Source organism: Cellulomonas sp. T2.31MG-18 (genome assembly GCF_964266755.1).
GTDB lineage: Bacteria > Actinomycetota > Actinomycetes > Actinomycetales > Cellulomonadaceae > Cellulomonas.
Genome location: NZ_CAXWGW010000004.1, coordinates 1 through 16,659 on the forward strand (window position 1 = coordinate 1; position 16,659 = coordinate 16,659).

At 72.1% G+C, this 16,659-nt stretch carries 14 protein-coding genes and 1 tRNA gene; 9 read left to right on the forward strand and 6 right to left on the reverse strand.

Annotated elements, in window-relative coordinates; all coding sequences use genetic code 11:
- Nucleotides 1-1,077 precede the first annotated feature (1,077 nt).
- The 3 genes from ACFQTY_RS14720 to ACFQTY_RS14730 all read left to right on the forward strand — a co-directional run bounded on the left by ACFQTY_RS14720 (nucleotide 1,078) and on the right by ACFQTY_RS14730 (nucleotide 2,328).
- Nucleotides 1,078-1,341: a type II toxin-antitoxin system Phd/YefM family antitoxin gene (locus tag ACFQTY_RS14720; protein WP_378101853.1), complete on the forward strand. Its 264-nt coding sequence runs from the start codon at nucleotides 1,078-1,080 to the stop codon at nucleotides 1,339-1,341.
- Nucleotide 1,342: 1 nt separating this feature from the next.
- The gene (locus ACFQTY_RS14725; protein ID WP_378101856.1) at nucleotides 1,343-1,735 is read left to right on the forward strand and encodes a type II toxin-antitoxin system VapC family toxin; all 393 of its coding nucleotides are present in this window, start codon (nucleotides 1,343-1,345) and stop codon (nucleotides 1,733-1,735) included.
- Nucleotides 1,736-1,935: 200 nt separating this feature from the next.
- On the forward strand, nucleotides 1,936-2,328 hold the full coding sequence (locus ACFQTY_RS14730) for a hypothetical protein (RefSeq protein ID WP_378101859.1): 393 nt from the start codon (nucleotides 1,936-1,938) through the stop codon (nucleotides 2,326-2,328).
- Between the two features lie 23 nt (nucleotides 2,329-2,351).
- On the opposite strand, the gene ACFQTY_RS14735 is transcribed toward ACFQTY_RS14730, so the two are convergent.
- The 3 genes from ACFQTY_RS14735 to ACFQTY_RS14745 all read right to left on the reverse strand — a co-directional run bounded on the left by ACFQTY_RS14735 (nucleotide 2,352) and on the right by ACFQTY_RS14745 (nucleotide 4,466).
- Nucleotides 2,352-3,470 (reverse strand): tyrosine-type recombinase/integrase, encoded by a 1,119-nt coding sequence (locus tag ACFQTY_RS14735; RefSeq protein ID WP_378101862.1) that lies wholly within the window; start codon nucleotides 3,468-3,470, stop codon nucleotides 2,352-2,354.
- Nucleotides 3,471-3,645: 175 nt separating this feature from the next.
- A tRNA-Gly gene (locus ACFQTY_RS14740) sits at nucleotides 3,646-3,716 on the reverse strand.
- A 45-nt stretch (nucleotides 3,717-3,761) separates the two neighbouring features.
- A complete protein-coding gene (locus ACFQTY_RS14745) occupies nucleotides 3,762-4,466 on the reverse strand; it encodes a hypothetical protein (protein WP_378101865.1) in 705 nt (234 codons plus the stop codon).
- A 260-nt stretch (nucleotides 4,467-4,726) separates the two neighbouring features.
- Between ACFQTY_RS14745 and tig the strand changes: the two genes are divergently transcribed.
- The 6 genes from tig (at nucleotide 4,727) to ACFQTY_RS14775 (ending at nucleotide 10,847) form a co-directional block, all read left to right on the forward strand.
- The gene (tig, locus tag ACFQTY_RS14750; protein WP_378101867.1) at nucleotides 4,727-6,130 is read left to right on the forward strand and encodes a trigger factor; all 1,404 of its coding nucleotides are present in this window, start codon (nucleotides 4,727-4,729) and stop codon (nucleotides 6,128-6,130) included.
- A gap of 265 nt (nucleotides 6,131-6,395) precedes the next feature.
- Nucleotides 6,396-7,013 carry an ATP-dependent Clp protease proteolytic subunit gene (locus ACFQTY_RS14755; protein ID WP_337975204.1) on the forward strand — a complete coding sequence of 206 codons (618 nt, stop codon included), beginning with the start codon at nucleotides 6,396-6,398 and terminating at the stop codon, nucleotides 7,011-7,013.
- A 28-nt stretch (nucleotides 7,014-7,041) separates the two neighbouring features.
- Nucleotides 7,042-7,743, forward strand: coding sequence for an ATP-dependent Clp protease proteolytic subunit (locus tag ACFQTY_RS14760; RefSeq protein ID WP_337975205.1), 702 nt, complete (start codon nucleotides 7,042-7,044; stop codon nucleotides 7,741-7,743).
- Between the two features lie 229 nt (nucleotides 7,744-7,972).
- Nucleotides 7,973-9,253 (forward strand): ATP-dependent Clp protease ATP-binding subunit ClpX, encoded by a 1,281-nt coding sequence (gene clpX, locus ACFQTY_RS14765; RefSeq protein WP_337975206.1) that lies wholly within the window; start codon nucleotides 7,973-7,975, stop codon nucleotides 9,251-9,253.
- Nucleotides 9,250-9,588, forward strand: coding sequence for a chorismate mutase (locus ACFQTY_RS14770; RefSeq protein ID WP_291762093.1), 339 nt, complete (start codon nucleotides 9,250-9,252; stop codon nucleotides 9,586-9,588). Before clpX ends, ACFQTY_RS14770 begins: the two co-directional genes overlap by 4 nt.
- Before the next feature lie 71 nt (nucleotides 9,589-9,659).
- Nucleotides 9,660-10,847, forward strand: a complete 1,188-nt coding sequence (locus ACFQTY_RS14775) for a hypothetical protein (RefSeq protein ID WP_378101874.1) — start codon at nucleotides 9,660-9,662, stop codon at nucleotides 10,845-10,847.
- Between the two features lie 77 nt (nucleotides 10,848-10,924).
- Here ACFQTY_RS14775 and ACFQTY_RS14780 read toward each other — a convergent pair whose 3' ends face one another.
- From ACFQTY_RS14780 to ACFQTY_RS14790, 3 genes are all read right to left on the reverse strand, one after another.
- Nucleotides 10,925-12,739 carry an AMP-dependent synthetase/ligase gene (locus ACFQTY_RS14780; protein ID WP_378101877.1) on the reverse strand — a complete coding sequence of 605 codons (1,815 nt, stop codon included), beginning with the start codon at nucleotides 12,737-12,739 and terminating at the stop codon, nucleotides 10,925-10,927.
- 116 nt (nucleotides 12,740-12,855) lie between these two features.
- The gene (gene valS / locus ACFQTY_RS14785) at nucleotides 12,856-15,513 is read right to left on the reverse strand and encodes a valine--tRNA ligase (RefSeq protein ID WP_378101881.1); all 2,658 of its coding nucleotides are present in this window, start codon (nucleotides 15,511-15,513) and stop codon (nucleotides 12,856-12,858) included.
- A gap of 48 nt (nucleotides 15,514-15,561) precedes the next feature.
- On the reverse strand, nucleotides 15,562-16,659 hold the full coding sequence (locus tag ACFQTY_RS14790) for an alpha/beta hydrolase (RefSeq protein ID WP_378101884.1): 1,098 nt from the start codon (nucleotides 16,657-16,659) through the stop codon (nucleotides 15,562-15,564).

Consider the following 16,659-nt stretch of genomic DNA (forward strand, 5'->3'; position numbering starts at 1 on the left):
CCACAGGGTCAATTCCAACCCGTCGTTGACAATCGGTCGTCGGAGTCGACGGCGACGTGATGAGAGGGGTTCGGCTCAGCGAGCTCGCCGACCGCCGCCTTCCCGGAACCTGCGGCCGTCCCGCGGCTTCGCAGGGCCGAAGTCGGGGTCTGGTGACCGCCTTGTTCACCGTAGACAGCACCTCTCCGCCGGTTGACCGACCTCGCGAGTAGCGATCGGGCCTGCAGCCTGGTCGCCCGACGTCGTCGTTCGGCCTCGCCGCATCGTCGTCACCCTCTCCGCCCCCCGTCGCACGCCACGTGTCACGGCGCACCGCCGTTGATGCCTCCGTGCAAGGCCAGTTCTCGGTCACTCCTCTGGCACTAGGGCGCAGCGGGCCTTGTCCCGTCCCACCCGCAGCCGCCTGACGGCGATGGTCGTCCCGATCGGCGCGTTGCCATCTGCACGGTCTCGGACGCGATCGGCAGGGCGCCGGAGAGGCTCATTGATCGGAGACTCTTCTTGCACCGCGCTCCGCGCCGGTGGCAGTGGAGGGCGACGGAGGCATCGCGCAGCTCGCAAGGTGGCATTACCGGCGTCCGGCCCCATGATCGGTCTGTGAGCGAGATCGAGGGGACGCCAGGTCATTCTTCCTGGGTGCTCTCGCCAGGCGGCTGGTCTGCTCCGGGGCGCTCGGCGCCCGGATGGAACTGGTTGCCGCCGGGCGGAGCTCGACCGCGTCTCGACTTGATGCCGAGGTGGGTGCGGGTCTGGTACCGGACACCGTTCATCGACCGATATGCGCACGTCTGGATGTGGCACCACGGCGGTTGGGAGGTCACCTTCCGATCCGGCGACTACGGCGACCCAGCAGGGGTTCGGGAGCCTCGTCGGCCAGCCCCGCCCGGTCCCGCCCTCTCCGCCGAGAGGTCGACCGTCCCACTGACCAGGCGTTCCGGGCTCGGGCCGCGTCGGGCACGCAGAGGTCGGTAGGTGTCCCTCGCTCCTCGGGTACTCGTCGAACACTGCAGGGCCGTTTGGCACACCGCTACGACGGAAGTCTGAGGGGCCGGCGACAGATGTTCTACACTGAAGAACATGAGCCAGGTGGGGATCAGAGCGCTGAAGCAGAACGCCTCGGCAGTCGTCGCCGAGGTGGTGGCGGGGGAGACCGTGACCATCACCGACCGCGGCCGTCCGGTCGCGCAGCTGTCCCCGATCCCGAGCTCGCCGCTGCACCGGTTGATCGCGGCCGGCGTAGCCAGGTCGGCGCGCCGCTCGATCGCCGAGCTCCCAGCGCCACAGCCCGGCGGTGCGCTGTCCGACGAGCTCGCGACCATGCGCGACGCCGAGCGGTATTGAGGTGGCGTTCTACCTCGACACCGCCGCGCTGGTGAAGCTCGTCGTCGCCGAGCAGGAGACGGCCGCGCTGCGTGCCTGGCTGGGCGAGGCGGACCGCCACCCGGTGTCGTGCGACCTCGCCCGCACCGAGCTGATGCGTGCGGTCCGTCGCGCAGCCCCGGACCGCGTGGTGCAGGCCCGCGCTGTGCTCGACGCGCTGACGCTGCTGGAGGTGACCACCGCGGTGTTCGAGGAGGCGGGGCGCCTCGATCCGGCCGTGGTGCGCAGCCTCGACGCGATCCACCTCGCCGCCGCACTGAGCCTGGGGGACGATCTCCAGGGTCTGGTCACCTACGACGAGCGGCTCGCCGACGCTGCCCGAGCCAACGGCGTCGCCGTCGTCGCACCCGCGTAGTCCGGTCGCCAGCGAAAGGGCCGCTGACCAGGCAGGGTGATCCGCCTGTCGATAGGGCCGCACCACGCCGTGATCACCCTGTCTATCGGGCTGTCTATCGGTCGGCGGTCACCGTGATGCCTGGTCAGGGTGCGTGTGATTGTTCTGTCTATCCCTCCTGTGGACGCTGGCGGCCTCGTCTCACCGAGGGGGTAGACGGCATGGCGATCAACGGCGAGACAGAGCGCGCTGACCGCCTCGAGCCCGTGACCGGCACCTTGCTGGACGCCCGGTCGGCGGCGGCCCGAGTGGGCGTCAGCGTCGACACCCTGCGTGCCGCCACCGCCACCGGCCAGGTCGCCCACGTCCGGTTGCGGGCGCGCGGCACCGGGAAGCGGGACGCCGTGCGCTGGCTGCCCCAGGACCTGGACGCCTGGATCGGTTCGCATCGCATCCCCGCGTCGCGGTCCGCCGTGGCACCGCGCTCCTCCGGCCACACCGTGGAATTGCCCGCTCCGGTACCCCACGGCTCGCGCTCGCGCGGGCGCGCAGCCCCGCTGCTGTCGGCCCGGGCGGTCCTGCGAGCGACGGGGAAGCGGAGCGACCACGGCTGAGCCGACGGCGGGCACGGCGACAGCTACCGGGAGGCGGCCCCACGGCCGCGGGTGGGAAGGGGCAGCACCTTCGCCCCGCCGGTGACCCCGGCCGCGATGCTCTCGGCGATCAGCGCATCCCGCTCGTCCACCGCGCGCTGGTAGATCATCGCGGCCCGCGGCGTCGACTGACCCATCCGCCGCATGATCTCCTTCGTCGACGCCCCGGTCTGTGCCGCGAGGGTGCCTCCGAGGTGACGGAAGCTGTGGAAGGTGACGCCCTCGAGCCCGATGTCGTCGGCCGCCCGGTGGACGAGGGCGTTGATCCAGTTGGTCGGCGGGGGAGTGCCGTTACGGGTGGTGAACACCAACGCGTCGGCACTCGGACCGACGTAGGCGGCCAGGTGCGCCTGCAGCAAGCCCTGGATCATCTTCGGCAGGAAGACGAGGCGTTCGGACGCCGGCCGCTTCGTCTCCCGGAAGGCGCCGCGGTACCACTGCCGCTCGATGCTGACGGTCATCCGCAGGACGTCGATGTCCCGGCGGCGGAGCGCCACGAGCTCGCCGTACCTGGCGGTCGACGTCGCGGCGAGCACGACGAGGAAGCGCCACCGGTGCGGCATGCGGGCCGCGATGCGTCGAGCCTGGACCAGGTCCGGCGTGGGCTTGGGCTTGTGCCGAGTCGTCCCGCCGCTCTTGATCCGGCACGGGTTGGCGGTGATGGCCCCGTCGTCGACGGCGACGTTGAGGATCTGCCGCAGCAGGGCGTAGGACCGGGCGCGGGCGGTCGGGGAGTTCTTCGACTCCATCGCGGCGTACCAGGCGCGCACCGTCGCCGGGCTGATCTCGCCGAGCTCCATCAGACCAAGGGTGGGCAGCAGGTGGTTGTCGAGGTACCCCGCGTACAGCTCCTTGGTGGTCGACGCGATGCGGGCGCTGGCGAGCCACGAGGTCGCGAAGCGATCGAACCGTTGGTGCGCCGCCGCCGGGTCGAACCACGAGCCTCGCTCGCGCTGGCGAACCAGCTCGTCGAGCCAGTCGCGCGCGTCCTGCGCGGCGGGGAAGTGGGTGGGGCAGTAGACGCGACGGCCGTCGGCGCCGGGGTAGAACGCCTGCCACCAGCCGGCCGGTCGACGGCGGACCCCGCCGAAGCTGCGCGCCATGATCCCCCGCTCCGGGCGCCCGTTTGATAGCCAGTCGCCCTCTGCCCGTGGAACCGAGTTGGAACCGAAGCGGGCTGAAACGAGCGTAGAACGGCCCGCGTGGAACCGAAAGGGCGTCTGTGCTGGACGGCTCAGCGGGGGGTCGATATCGCATCTGATCTGCGGAGATACACGGAGCGGACGACGGGAATCGAACCCGCGTAGCCAGTTTGGAAGACTGGGGCTCTACCATTGAGCTACGTCCGCACAGGTCCGCCAGGGCGGACCGCGGCCCTCAGGGTACCGGGCCGATCAGGCCTTCCGGCGCACCACCCGAGCTGCTTGGGCGGCGGCGATCCCGCCGATACCCCCGCGTCCCGCCCGCAGCCGCGTGAACGCCGACGCGTCCGGTCCGCCGGGCACCCGCCGCGGCAGCGAGTCGACGGCGACCAGCCAGCTCGGCCAGCCGAGCAGCCGTGCCACCGCCTGCAGCCGCTCCGACTCGTTCTCGCTCTCGCCGAGCCGCTCGGCCAGCAGCTCCTGCAGCTCGTCGGCGGCCTGCGCCCGGTCCGCCGCACGTGCGAGGGCCGAGGCCCCGTGCGCGCCGACCGGCCCGTCGGAGATCCCCATGGGGTTGCCGAACGGGTCCAGCTCGAGGGGAGCGTCCTCCGCACCGACGCTCGGGTCGCTGACGTAGTCGACCAGCTGCGCGCCTCCTCGGCCCGCCCACAGCCGCAGCAGCTCGTCCTTGACCACGACGACCGAGGCCACCACGGCGTCGGTGCGGTCGCTGATCGCCTCCGCGAGCTCGGGCAGCCGCCGTCGGTGCGAGGCGACGTGGCCGACCGGCGACTCGGGCACCGCGACCGTCCACCCGGCCTCCGTCGGCGCCACCCAGCCGGAGAACCGCTCCAAGGTGAGGATCTCCAGCAGCTCGTCGTGCGCCAGCCGGGTCACCAGCACGGCGTAGGTCAGCCCGTTGGGGCCGCCCACCTCGGTCTCGCCGTAGAAGCTCATCGGCGCCAGTCTGCCGGACCTCGGCGGTCTGCAACCCCGGACCGGGCCGGCCCGTGCGACCGCCCCTGGGTCCAGGCGGCGCGCATCAGTACCGCAGCCGGAGGGTCGGGGCCGATTGGGGCGCGAGGATGCCGTGACGTACGATCGAGGGTCGCCAGCGCGAGGTCGACGCCGCCCTGCTCGATCCCGGGCGGTACGCGCGACGCACGCGCCCCCGCCGGAGCACCGGCGCCCGCCGAACCAGTTGGAGAGCACCCGAAGTGAAGAGCGCCGTCGAGACCCTGGAGCCCACGAAGGTCAAGCTGACCGTCGAGGTGACGTACGACGAGCTCAAGCCGAGCATCGAGCACGCGTACCAGCACATCGCCGAGCAGGTCACCGTGCCGGGCTTCCGCAAGGGCAAGGTGCCGCCGCGCATCATCGACCAGCGTGTGGGCCGTCCCGCCGTCATCGAGCACGCCGTCAACGAGGGGCTCGGGGAGTTCTACGCGGAGGCCGTGCGCGACAACAAGCTGCGCCCGCTCGGCCAGCCGAACGTCGAGGTGACCCAGGTCCCGGGCCTGACGAGCACCAAGCCGGGCGAGGAGGGCGAGCTGCACTTCACCGCCGAGGTGGAGGTGCGCCCGGAGATCACCGTGCCGGAGCTCGACGGCGTGAGCGTCGCGGTCGACGACATCGAGGTGACGGACGAGGACGTGCAGGCGCGTCTGGACGGGCTGCGCGAGCGCTTCGGCACCCTGGTCGGCGTCGACCGGCCGGCCGCGGACGGCGACTTCGTGCAGATCGACCTGGTCGCGACGATCGACGGCGAGGAGGTCGACAAGGTCAGCGGCGTCAGCTACCAGATCGGCTCGGGCAACATGCTCGAGGGTCTGGACGAGGCGCTCACCGACCTGTCGGCGGGGGAGACCACCACGTTCGAGAGCGTCCTGGTCGGCGGCGAGCACGCCGGCCAGACGTCGCAGGTCACCGTGACGGCCTCCACCGTCAAGGAGCGTCAGCTGCCCGAGGCGGACGACGACTTCGCCCAGCTCGCCAGCGAGTTCGACACGCTCGAGGAGCTGCTGGTGGACCTGCGCGAGCAGGTCGGCCGCATCAAGACCCAGAACCGTGCAGTCCAGGCCCGCGACCGGCTGCTCGAGCAGCTGTTGGCCGACCTCGACATCCCGGTCCCGGCCGGCGTCGTCGAGGCCGAGGTGGTGCGCCACCTGGAGTCCGAGGGTCGCCTCGAGGACGACGTCCACCGGGCCGAGGTCACCGAGCAGGCCACCACCGCGCTTCGCAACCAGATCCTGCTCGACACCCTCGCCGAGGACCTGCAGGTGAAGGTCAGCCAGCCCGAGCTGGTCGACTACCTGATCAACGCCTCGCGGCAGTACGGCATGGACCCGAACACCTTCATCCAGACCATCGACCAGCAGGGGCAGATCCCCTCGATGGTCGCCGAGGTCGCCCGGTCCAAGGCGCTCGCCGTCGCGCTGCGCCGCGTGACCGTCACCGACCCGGCCGGCGCCACCGTCGACCTGTCCGAGTTCATCGGCACGGACGAGGAGGAGGCGGAGGCGCAGGCTGCCGAGTCCGACGAGGCCGGCGAGACCACGGAGCAGGCCTCCCCGGTCGCCACGGACGCCGCGACCGACATCTCGGCGATCATCCGCGACTGAGCTCGCAACCGTCACGACGGGCCCGGGTCGGCACCACGCCGGTCCGGGCCCGTCGCACGTCCGGCCGCACCGGCCGGGCTGCCGCAGCGGCTCGAAGCCGAGGTGTGCGCCCCGTGCGCCGTCAGCGAAACGGCCCCCGCGCCGGACATGGCCCCACCTGGCAGGGCGTTAGGGTCGCTGCAGCGTCGCCGCCCAGCACGGTCCCTCGCGGGACCCGGGCCGGGCGGCACGGTGATCCACCAGCACTCGACGAGGGAGCCCATCCGTGAACGAGCAGGTGCCGGCGATCGCCCGGGCCGATTCCCCGGGGTTCGGTCTCAACGACTCCATCTACAACCGACTGCTGCGCGAGCGCATCATCTGGCTCGGCTCGGAGGTGCGCGACGAGAACGCGAACGCCATCTGCGCCCAGATGATGCTGCTGGCGGCAGAGGACCCGGACAAGGACATCTGGCTGTACATCAACTCGCCCGGCGGCTCGATCACGGCCGGCATGGCGATCTACGACACCATGCAGTACGTCCAGCCGGACGTCGCGACCATCGGCATCGGCATGGCCGCCTCGATGGGGCAGTTCCTGCTCTCGTCGGGCGCCAAGGGCAAGCGCTACGCGACACCGCACGCCCGCGTGATGATGCACCAGCCGTCCGGCGGCATCGCCGGCACCGCGACCGACGTGCGGATCAACGCCCAGCTGATCCTGCACATGAAGACCGTGCTGGCCGAGCTGACCGCCCAGCAGACGGGCAAGACGATCGAGCAGATCAACTCCGACGCGGACCGCGACCGCTGGTTCACGGCGCAGGAGGCGCTCGAGTACGGCTTCGTCGACCACGTCGTCGAGACGGCCCACGCGGTCACCGGCCGCGGCGGCACGGCCTGACGTCCGACGACCTCAAGAGGAGACCTTGATGAGCATCGAGTCCCAGTTCGTCGCCGCCGCCGGCCGCCTGGCCGGCCCCGGCGGCCTCGCACCCGCCTCGCCGTCCGGCCGGTACGTGCTGCCTCAGTTCGAGGAGCGCACCGCGTACGGGTTCAAGCGGCAGGACCCCTACACCAAGCTGTTCGAGGACCGGATCATCTTCCTGGGCGTCCAGGTGGACGACGCGTCCGCGGACGACGTGATGGCCCAGCTGCTGGTGCTGGAGAGCACCGACCCGGACGGCCTGATCACCATCTACATCAACTCGCCCGGCGGCTCGTTCACGGCGCTGACCGCGATCTACGACACGATGCAGTACATCAAGCCGCAGATCCAGACGGTGTGCCTCGGCCAGGCCGCGTCGGCGGCGGCCGTGCTGCTGGCGGCCGGCACGCCCGGCAAGCGGCTGGCGCTGCCCAACGCCCGCGTGCTGATCCACCAGCCGGCCATGGAGGGCGGCGGCTACGCGCAGGCGTCCGACATCGAGATCCAGGCCAACGAGCTGATCCGCATCCGCGAGTGGCTCGAGCAGGCCCTCGCGCACCACACCGGGCAGCCGCTGGAGCAGGTGCGCAAGGACATCGAGCGGGACAAGATCCTCACCGCCCAGCAGGCCGCCGAGTACGGCCTGGTCGACCAGGTGCTGGCCAGCCGCAAGGGCGTGGTGCCCACGACGGTCCAGCCGTCCTGACGAACGCAGCGGCCGGTCGGCCGGCGCGGTGCACCACCGCAGGACCTGTGTCCTAGGTGCCTCCCGCGACCGGCTGACCGGCTGAGCAGGACACGCCGGTGGTTCCGGGGGGTACGGCTGACACGGCGCCTGCCGTGGTGTCCAATGGGAAGACGCGCACCGCCGCCGGAGCCGTGCTGCGGGACGATGCACGGAACGCACCGCGGGTGCACTCGAGGAAGGGGATTCTGTGGCTCGGATCGGGGACGGGGCCGACCTCCTCAAGTGCTCTTTCTGCGGGAAGTCGCAGAAGCAGGTCAAGAAGCTGATCGCCGGACCGGGCGTGTACATCTGCGACGAGTGCATCGACCTCTGCAACGAGATCATCGAGGAAGAGCTGGCGGAGAGCACCGAGGCGGGCATGGTCGAGCTGCCCAAGCCGAAGGAGATCTTCGAGTTCCTCGAGCAGTACGTGATCGGCCAGGACGCCGCGAAGCGGTCGCTGGCCGTCGCCGTCTACAACCACTACAAGCGCATCCAGGCCGGTGAGACCGGCCGCGTCGGTCCCGCCGAGGACCATGTCGAGATCGCCAAGTCGAACATCCTGCTGATCGGCCCGACGGGCTGCGGCAAGACGTACCTCGCGCAGACCCTCGCGAAGATGCTCAACGTGCCGTTCGCCATCGCGGACGCCACCGCGCTCACCGAGGCGGGGTACGTCGGCGAGGACGTGGAGAACATCCTCCTCAAGCTGATCCAGGCGGCGGACTACGACGTCAAGAAGGCCGAGACCGGCATCATCTACATCGACGAGGTGGACAAGATCGCCCGCAAGAGCGAGAACCCGTCGATCACGCGGGACGTGTCCGGCGAGGGCGTGCAGCAGGCGCTGCTGAAGATCCTCGAGGGCACGACGGCGTCGGTGCCGCCGCAGGGTGGCCGCAAGCACCCGCACCAGGAGTTCATCCAGATCGACACCACCAACGTGCTGTTCATCGTGGCGGGTGCCTTCGCCGGCCTGGACGAGATCATCACGTCGCGCGCCGGTCGTCGGGGCATCGGCTTCGGGGCGCCGCTGCACACGGCCGACGACATCGACGTCTACGACGAGGTCATGCCGGAGGACCTGCTGAAGTTCGGCCTGATCCCCGAGTTCATCGGCCGCGTGCCGGTGATCACCACGGTGTCCCCCCTGGACCGCGAGGCACTGGTGCGGATCCTCACCGAACCTCGCAACGCCCTGGTCAAGCAGTACCAGCGGATGTTCCAGATCGACGGCGTCGAGCTCGAGTTCGACGACGACGCGGTGGCGGCGATCGCCGACCAGGCGCTCCTCCGGGGCACCGGGGCTCGCGGGCTGCGCGCGATCATGGAAGAGGTCCTCCAGCAGGTGATGTTCGAGGTACCGAGCCGTGACGACGTCGCCCGCGTGGTGATCACCCGGGACGTCGTGCTGGCGAACGTGTACCCGACGCTGGTGCCGCGCGAGGCTCCGCGGGACAAGCGCCCGCCGCGCGAGAAGAGCGCGTGAGCGACAGCAGCCCGACCGGCCCCGTGGTGCCGGCCGAGCTCGCCCGCCTGCGGCACAGCATCGACAACATCGACGCGGCGCTGATCCACATCCTGGCGGAGCGCTTCAAGGCCACCCAGCGCGTCGGCGTGCTGAAGGCCGAGCTCGGGCTGCCCGCATCCGACCCCGGCCGCGAGGCCGTCCAGGTCGCCCGGCTGCGCGACCTCGCCCGTGAGGCGGACCTCGACCCGGTGTTCGCGGAGAAGTTCCTCGCGTTCATCGTGGAGGAGGTGATCCGCCACCACGAGGCGATCGCATCCGGGGTGGCGCTCGGCCGTGCGGGTGGCGGAAGGTAGAGGGGTCAGCCCCGGGGCCTTCGGCCCCGCCGTGGTCGCCGGGGACCGTCGAGCACCGAGGAGTCCTCTCGATGGATCTGCACTGGCTCAAGCCCCTGCTCGGGCGTCCCGCACCGTTCACCACCGTGTACCTGGATGCGACCCCGTCCCAGCTGTCCGCTGAGGCGGAGGCGGCGGACCGGTGGAAGGCGGTGCGTCGAGCGCTCGAGCGGGACGGGGCACCGGCCGAGGTGCTGGATCAGATCGGTGAGCGCCTCCAGGTGCCCGACGGTCGTCGCACCCCGCACGGCCGCGTGCTGGTGGCGGACGCCTACGGGCTGGTGGTCGACCGGCTGCTGTCCGCACCACCGGCGCAGTCGCAGGGCATGTTCGGGCCGGCGCCCGCGCTGCTGCAGGCGATCCACGCCGCCGACGAGACCGTCGACCTGCTCGTCGTCGCGGTGGACCGCAACGGTGCCGACCTGCAACGCGTGCAGGCCGGGGAGCGGGACGCCAAGCCGACCACCGAGGTGGTGCAGGGCGGTCACGACGAGGTGCACAAGACTCGCGGCGGTGGCCTGGACCGCCGGTCCCAGACCCGCGCCGAGGACTCCTGGCAGCGCAACGCGGAGGCGGTCGCCTCGGCGCTCGACCACCGCGTCGCAGAAGACCCGCCGGACCTCGTCCTGCTGACCGGCGACGTGCGGGCGGTCGCGCTGGTCCGTGACGCCGTCGGGCAGCCGGTGCGTGACCTCATGGTCGAGGTGCCGGGGGGTGGCCGCGGCGAGGGTGTGCACGGGGAGGCCTTCCACACCAAGAAGGTCGAGGCGGTGGACGCGTACCGCGCCCGGCGCCGGTCTGCGACGCTGGACCGGTTCCGGCAGGCGCTGGGCCAGGGGAACGCCGCCGTGACGGCCCTGGACTCCGTGGTGGAGGTGCTGCGGCGCGGTCAGGTCGCCGAGCTGGTGCTGGGCGACGGCGCCGCCGCGCTGACGCAGCGGACCCTGTGGGTGGGCCCGGACCCCCTCCAGCTGGCGACCAGCGCCGGGGACCTGGCGGCGATCGGCGTCACGTCCGGTGAGGCCCGTTCGATGCCGTGCGACGTGGCGCTGCTGCGTGCCGCCCTGGGCCAGGACGCGGGCGTGACGTTCGCGGGCGAGGGTGAGGCGGAGCTGGTCGAGGGTGTCGGTGCGCTGCTGCGCTGGTCCGACGGCTCGACGCCCAGCGGTGGTCTGCTGTCCCAGTCCGCCGACACGGCGCGGCTGCGCACGCTCGTCTGACGCCCGCGCGGGCGTCTCGTCCACGGCGCGGCCGCCGGCACCCTCGGGCGTGCCGGCGGCCACGCCGGCGGCACGGGTCAGTCGTGCTGGCGGGTGTCCTCGTACAGCTCGTCGATCTGCGCCGCGAAGTCCTTGAGCACCTGGGCGCGCTTCACCTTCAGCGACGGGGTCAGGTAGCCGTTCGCCTCGGTGAAGTCCGTGCTCAGCACGTGGATCTTGCGGATGGACTCCGCACGGGACACCGCCTCGTTGGTGCGGGCCACGGCGCGGTCGAGGGCCTCGAGGACCCCGGGGTTGGTCGCGGCGGTCTCGACGTCCATCGACGGCAGGCCGTGCATCGCGAGCCAGCCCGGCAGCATCTCGGCGTCGAGGGTGACCAGGGCGCCGATGAACGGTCGCTGGTCCCCGACCACCACCACCTGGCTGACCAGCGGGTGCCCGCGCAGGCGGTCCTCGAGGAGCGCAGGGGCGACGTTCTTGCCGCCGGCGGTGACGATGATCTCCTTCGACCGGCCGGTGATCCGCAGGTAGCCGTCCTCGTCGAGGGAGCCGAGGTCGCCCGTCTTGAACCAGCCGTCCACCAGCACCTCGGCGGTCTGCTCGGGCAGGTGCCGGTAGCCGCGGAACACGTGCGGCCCGGCGACCCAGATGGCGCCGTCGTCGTCCACCCGCACGCTGGTGCCGGGGAAGGCGGGTCCCACGGTCCCGACCTTGGTCAGGCCGGGCCGGTTCACCGCCGTCGGGGCGGTCGTCTCGGTCAGGCCGTAGCCCTCGAGCACGCGGACGCCGATCCCGCGGTAGAAGTGCCCCAGCCGCTCGCCCAGGGGTGCCCCTCCGGACACCGCGAACTCCGCCCGGCCGCCCAGGGCGCCGCGCAGCTTGCGGTGCACCAACCGGTCCGCGAGCCGGTGCTGGGCCGTGAGCACCGGGTTGGGACCCGACGGGGTGTCGAGGGCTCGTGAGTACGTGATGGCGACCTTGGCGGCCCACCGGAAGATGCGCAGCGGCAGACCGTCGCCCACCTTCTGCTCGGCGGAGTTGTAGACCTTCTCGAACACCCGGGGGACGGCGAGCACGAAGGTCGGCTGGAACGCCGCGAGGTCCGCGATCAGGTTCCGGGCGTTCGGTGCGTGCCCCATCACCGCACCGGACGGCACGCACAGCACCTCGATGAAGCGGGCGAACACGTGGGCGAGCGGCAGGAACAGCAGGGTGCGCGAGTACGGCTTCGCGCAGACCTCACCGAGTCCGGCCACGCCCTCCCGCGTGATCGAGACGAAGTTGCCGTGGGTCAGCTCGACGCCCTTGGGACGTCCGGTGGTGCCGGAGGTGTAGATGATCGTCGCCAGCGACGCGCCGTCCGCCAGGGCGCTGCGCCGGGCGATCTCGTCGTCCGGGACCTCGGCGCCACGGGTGACCAGGGTGTCGATCGCGCCCTCGTCGAGCACCAGCACCTCGGTCAGGCCCGGAAGGTCGTCGCGTACCTGGGCGACGGCCGCCGCGTGGTCGGGCGTCTCGACGACGGCGAGCCGGGCGCCGGAGTCCGAGACGATCCAGCGCACCTGCTCCGGGGACGACGTCTCGTAGACGGGCACGCCGAGGGCACCGGCTGCCCAGCACGCGAAGTCGACGACGGTCCACTCGTAGCGCGTCCGGGACATGATGGCGACGCGGTCCCCGGGCTGGATGCCCGACGCGACCAGGCCCTTCGCGACGGCGTTGACCTGGTCGACGAACTCCCGCACCGTCACGGTGGTCCAGCTGCCGTCGGGACCGCCCGAGCGCTCGGCGAAGACGTCGTCGGGGTCGTGGGCGAGGCGGGCGGCCAGCATGCCGGGGATGGACAGCGTGGGATCGTCCTCGACCTGCGCGGGGGACGTGAACTCGACCATGGGTGCTCCAGGTGCCGTGATGACGGACCGACCCTAGTGGCTGGAAGGTCACGCCCGGCCGGGTGGGGCTCCCCACGCCGGAAGGTCGTCGGGACCCTCCCGGCGCACGGGGACGGTCAGGCGCGCTGCTCGGCCACGCCCAGCTCCGCGTCGCGGGCGACGGACGAGCCGTCCTCCCCGCTGACCAGCGTCAGCGCCCCGGTCACGCGTCCGGCCGCGCGCACGTCGCCGAGGGCGAGCTCCACCGCGGCGCGGGCCGAGGACGGCACCGTGAGCGTCACAGCCGTGATGGGCGTGCGCATGGACACCTTCGCCTCGGACTTCACCTTGCGGAGGGCCGCGAGGGCCGCACCGGCTGCGGCGACCACACCGGCGTCCGCGTCGCCGGCCGCGACGCGCAGCGGCTCGGCCGTCGGCCAGGCGGCGCGGTGCACCGAGCCCTCACGCCACCAGGACCAGACCTCCTCGGTGGCGAACGGCAGCACGGGCGCGAACAGCCGCAGCAGCGTGTCGAGCGCGATGCCGAGCGCGGCGCGCGCCGAGGCGGCACCCTCCGGGTCGTCCTCCGCGGCGTAGGCGCGGTCCTTGACCAGCTCGAGGTAGTCGTCGCAGAACGTCCAGAAGAACGTCTCGGTCACCTCGAGGGCGCGGGTGTGGTCGTAGGCCTCGAGCGCCGCGGTGGCCGTCTCGACCACGTCGGCCAGGCCGGCGAGCATCGCCCGGTCGATCGGCTGCGTCACGTGTGCGGGGTCGAGCGAGACGGGCTCGTCGGCCGCGCCGAACGACAGCGCGAACTTGCTGGCGTTGAGCACCTTGATCGCCAGGCGGCGGCCGATCTTCATCTGGCCGACCTCGAACGCCGCATCCGTGCCGAGCTTCGCCGAGGCCGCCCAGTACCGGACCGCGTCGGAGCCGTGCTCCTCGAGCAGGCCCATCGGCGTGACGACGTTGCCCTTGGACTTGCTCATCTTCTTGCGGTCGGGGTCGAGGATCCAGCCGCTGATCGCGGCGTCGGACCACGGCAGCGCGCCGAACTCCAGGTGCGAGCGCACCACCGTGGAGAAGAGCCAGGTGCGGATGATGTCCTGGCCCTGGGGACGCAGGTCCATCGGGTACACGCGGGAGAACAGGTCGTCGTCGGACAGCCAGCCGCCGACGATCAACGGGCTCAGCGAGCTGGTCGCCCAGGTGTCCATCACGTCGGGGTCCGCAGCGAACCCGCCGGGCACGCCGCGCTGGTCCTCGGTGAAGCCCTCCGGGCAGTCGGTGGAGGGGTCGATGGGCAGGGCGCTCTCGGCCGGCACCAGCGGGTTGCCGTGGTCGGGGTTGCCGTCCTCGTCGAGCCGGTACCAGACCGGGAACGGCACGCCGAAGAAGCGCTGCCGGGACACCAGCCAGTCGCCGTTGAGGCCGTTCACCCAGTTCTCGTAGCGCACCCGCATGAACTCCGGGTGGAAGCCGAGCTCCGCACCGCGCGTGAGCAGCGCGGCGCGCAGCTCCTCGTCCCGGCCGCCGTTGCGGATGTACCACTGCCGGCTGGTGACGATCTCGAGGGGCTTGTCGCCCTTCTCGTAGAAGTTCGCCTTGCGCTGGGTCGCCACCGGCTCGCCGTCCAGCTCGCCCGAGTCGCGCAGGCCGGCGACCACGGCCTCCCGCGCCGAGAACGTCGTCTTCCCCGCCAGCTCCGCGTACAGCGCACGGCCGCCGTCGGAGGTGATCCAGTCGGGCGTCTCGCGCTGCAGCCGGCCGTCGCGACCGACCACGGACCGGGTCGGCAGGCGCAGCTCGCGCCACCACTGCACGTCGGTCAGGTCGCCGAACGTGCAGCACATCGCGATGCCGGCACCCTTGTCCGGCTCGGCGGCCGGGTGGGCCAGCACCGGCAGCTCCACGCCGAACAGCGGGCTGGTCACGGTGCTGCCGAACAGGTGCTGGTAGCGCTCGTCGTCCGGGTGGGCGATCAGCGCGACGCACGCCGGGAGCAGCTCGGGACGGGTCGTCTCGATGTGCACGTCGCCGCCCCCGTCGGTGCGGTGGAACGCGACGCGGTGGTACGCGCCGGGGTAGTCGCGGGCCTCGAGCTCTGCCTGAGCCACCGCCGTCTGGAAGGTGACGTCCCAGAGGCCGGGCGCCTCGGCCTGGTAGGCCTCGCCGCGGGCGAGGTTCCGCAGGAAGGCCGCCTGGGCGACCGCACGGGCCCGCTCGCCGATGGTCTGGTAGGTCCGCGACCAGTCGACCGACAGCCCCAGCCGGCGCCAGAGCGCCTCGAACTGCTGCTCGTCCTCCGCCGACAGGCGCACGCACAGCTCGATGAAGTTGCGCCGGGACACCGGCACCTGGTCCTTCGCGGACTTGCCGCCTGAGCCCGCATCGCCCTGGTGCGGCGGCACCAAACCCTCGACGTAGGGGAGCGAGGGGTCGCAGCGCACGCCGTAGTAGTTCTGCACGCGGCGCTCGGTCGGCAGGCCGTTGTCGTCCCAGCCCATCGGGTAGAACACCTCGGCGCCGCGCATCCGGCGGTACCGGGCCACCACGTCGGTGTGCGTGTAGGAGAACACGTGACCCACGTGCAGCGAGCCGGACACCGTGGGGGGCGGGGTGTCGATCGAGTAGACCTGCTCGCGCGCCGCCGTGCGGTCGAACGCGTACAGCCCCTGCTGCGACCACGCGGCGTCCCAGCGCTCCTCGACACCGTCGAGCGAGACCCGGTCCGGTACCTCGCGCACGGCACGGGTTGCCGGGACACGGGGCGACAGGGGGTTCAGCTCGGCCATGACCGCCATTCTCCCAGAAGCGCAGGTGGTGCTGCGCACGGGTGGACGTCAGCGCGACTGGTGCGCGACGAGCCAGTCGAAGGCGGGCGCCGCCATCTCGCCCCACACCGACCAGTTGTGACCGCCCTTGGGGAGCACCTGCACGTCCACCGAGACCCCCGGGCCCACGGCCGCCTTCAGAGCCTGCGCGTCCTTCACCGTGGCGCCGTCCTGCGCCGTCGCGGTGAGCAGCAGGGCGACCGGCGGGTTCGTGCCGTGAGCGGCCAGGGTCCGCAGGTCGGCCGCGGTCCGGTCGGCGGCCGTGCCGGACAGGGCCGGGGCGTCCGGGGCGTTGCTGCCGGACATGCTGATCGCCGTGCCGAAGCGGGTGGGGTCCGTCAGCAGCAGCCGTGCGGCGCAGTAGCCCCCGCTCGACAGTCCGACGGCCGTCCATCGTGCGGCCGGATCGGCGTCGAACTCCCGCACCATCAGCTCGCGGACGTCCCGGGTGAGCCAGGTCGGCACCTGAGGGCCGCCGACGACGTCGGCGCAGTCCCCGTTCTTGCCGCCGACGTTGGTCGTCGCCGCCACGACGATGGTCGGCGGCAGCGTGCCGGCCTGCATGCGGGCCGCCACCTCGGACGCCAGGTGCAGGCCGATGATCGCGTCGACGGGGTTCCCCGGGTACCCGGCGAGGCCGAGGATCACCCGGTACCGCGGGTGACGTGCGGGATCCCAGCCCGGGGGCAGCGCGACGACCACGTCGCCCTCGACGCCGGACGCGGTGCCTGTCAGGTGCCCGCGGACGAACCCGTCGGCGGAGCGGGTGAACCCCTCGGGCAGCGCCGCCGCTGTGCCGGACGGCGTGGCGGCGGGCTCCGCACCACCGTGCTCCGCGGGGGAGAGCGCCGCCCGGGCGGCGTCCGCGGGGCCGAGTGCGCCCCGCAGGTCGCTCCACGAGGTGAAGAACGGGTTGACGTGGTTGATCGCCGCCGCCGCGGTCGCCACCGCGAGCAGCTGGCACAGCAGCAGGAGGCCGATCCGCTGCAGCGTGCGCAGCGGCCGCGTGCCCCGCACCCGGTTCCACAGCAGGACCGCGGCCGCCATCGCCGCGAGCAGCAGCACCGCGACGGCGACCACCACCGTCAGACCGTCAGGCCTGCTCAT

Bases quoted from the DNA above. Each gene is read 5' to 3' on its own strand.
- ACFQTY_RS14720 (WP_378101853.1), top strand. From the start codon at position 1,078: ATGAGCCAGGTGGGGATCAGAGCGCTGAAGCAGAACGCCTCGGCAGTC.
- ACFQTY_RS14730 (WP_378101859.1), top strand. From the start codon at position 1,936: ATGGCGATCAACGGCGAGACAGAGCGCGCTGACCGCCTCGAGCCCGTG.
- ACFQTY_RS14735 (WP_378101862.1), bottom strand. From the start codon at position 3,470: ATGGCGCGCAGCTTCGGCGGGGTCCGCCGTCGACCGGCCGGCTGGTGG.
- ACFQTY_RS14745 (WP_378101865.1), bottom strand. From the start codon at position 4,466: ATGAGCTTCTACGGCGAGACCGAGGTGGGCGGCCCCAACGGGCTGACC.
- ACFQTY_RS14760 (WP_337975205.1), top strand. From the start codon at position 7,042: ATGAGCATCGAGTCCCAGTTCGTCGCCGCCGCCGGCCGCCTGGCCGGC.
- ACFQTY_RS14775 (WP_378101874.1), top strand. From the start codon at position 9,660: ATGGATCTGCACTGGCTCAAGCCCCTGCTCGGGCGTCCCGCACCGTTC.
- ACFQTY_RS14780 (WP_378101877.1), bottom strand. From the start codon at position 12,739: ATGGTCGAGTTCACGTCCCCCGCGCAGGTCGAGGACGATCCCACGCTG.
- valS (WP_378101881.1), bottom strand. From the start codon at position 15,513: ATGGCCGAGCTGAACCCCCTGTCGCCCCGTGTCCCGGCAACCCGTGCC.
- ACFQTY_RS14790 (WP_378101884.1), bottom strand. From the start codon at position 16,659: ATGAGCAGGCCTGACGGTCTGACGGTGGTGGTCGCCGTCGCGGTGCTG.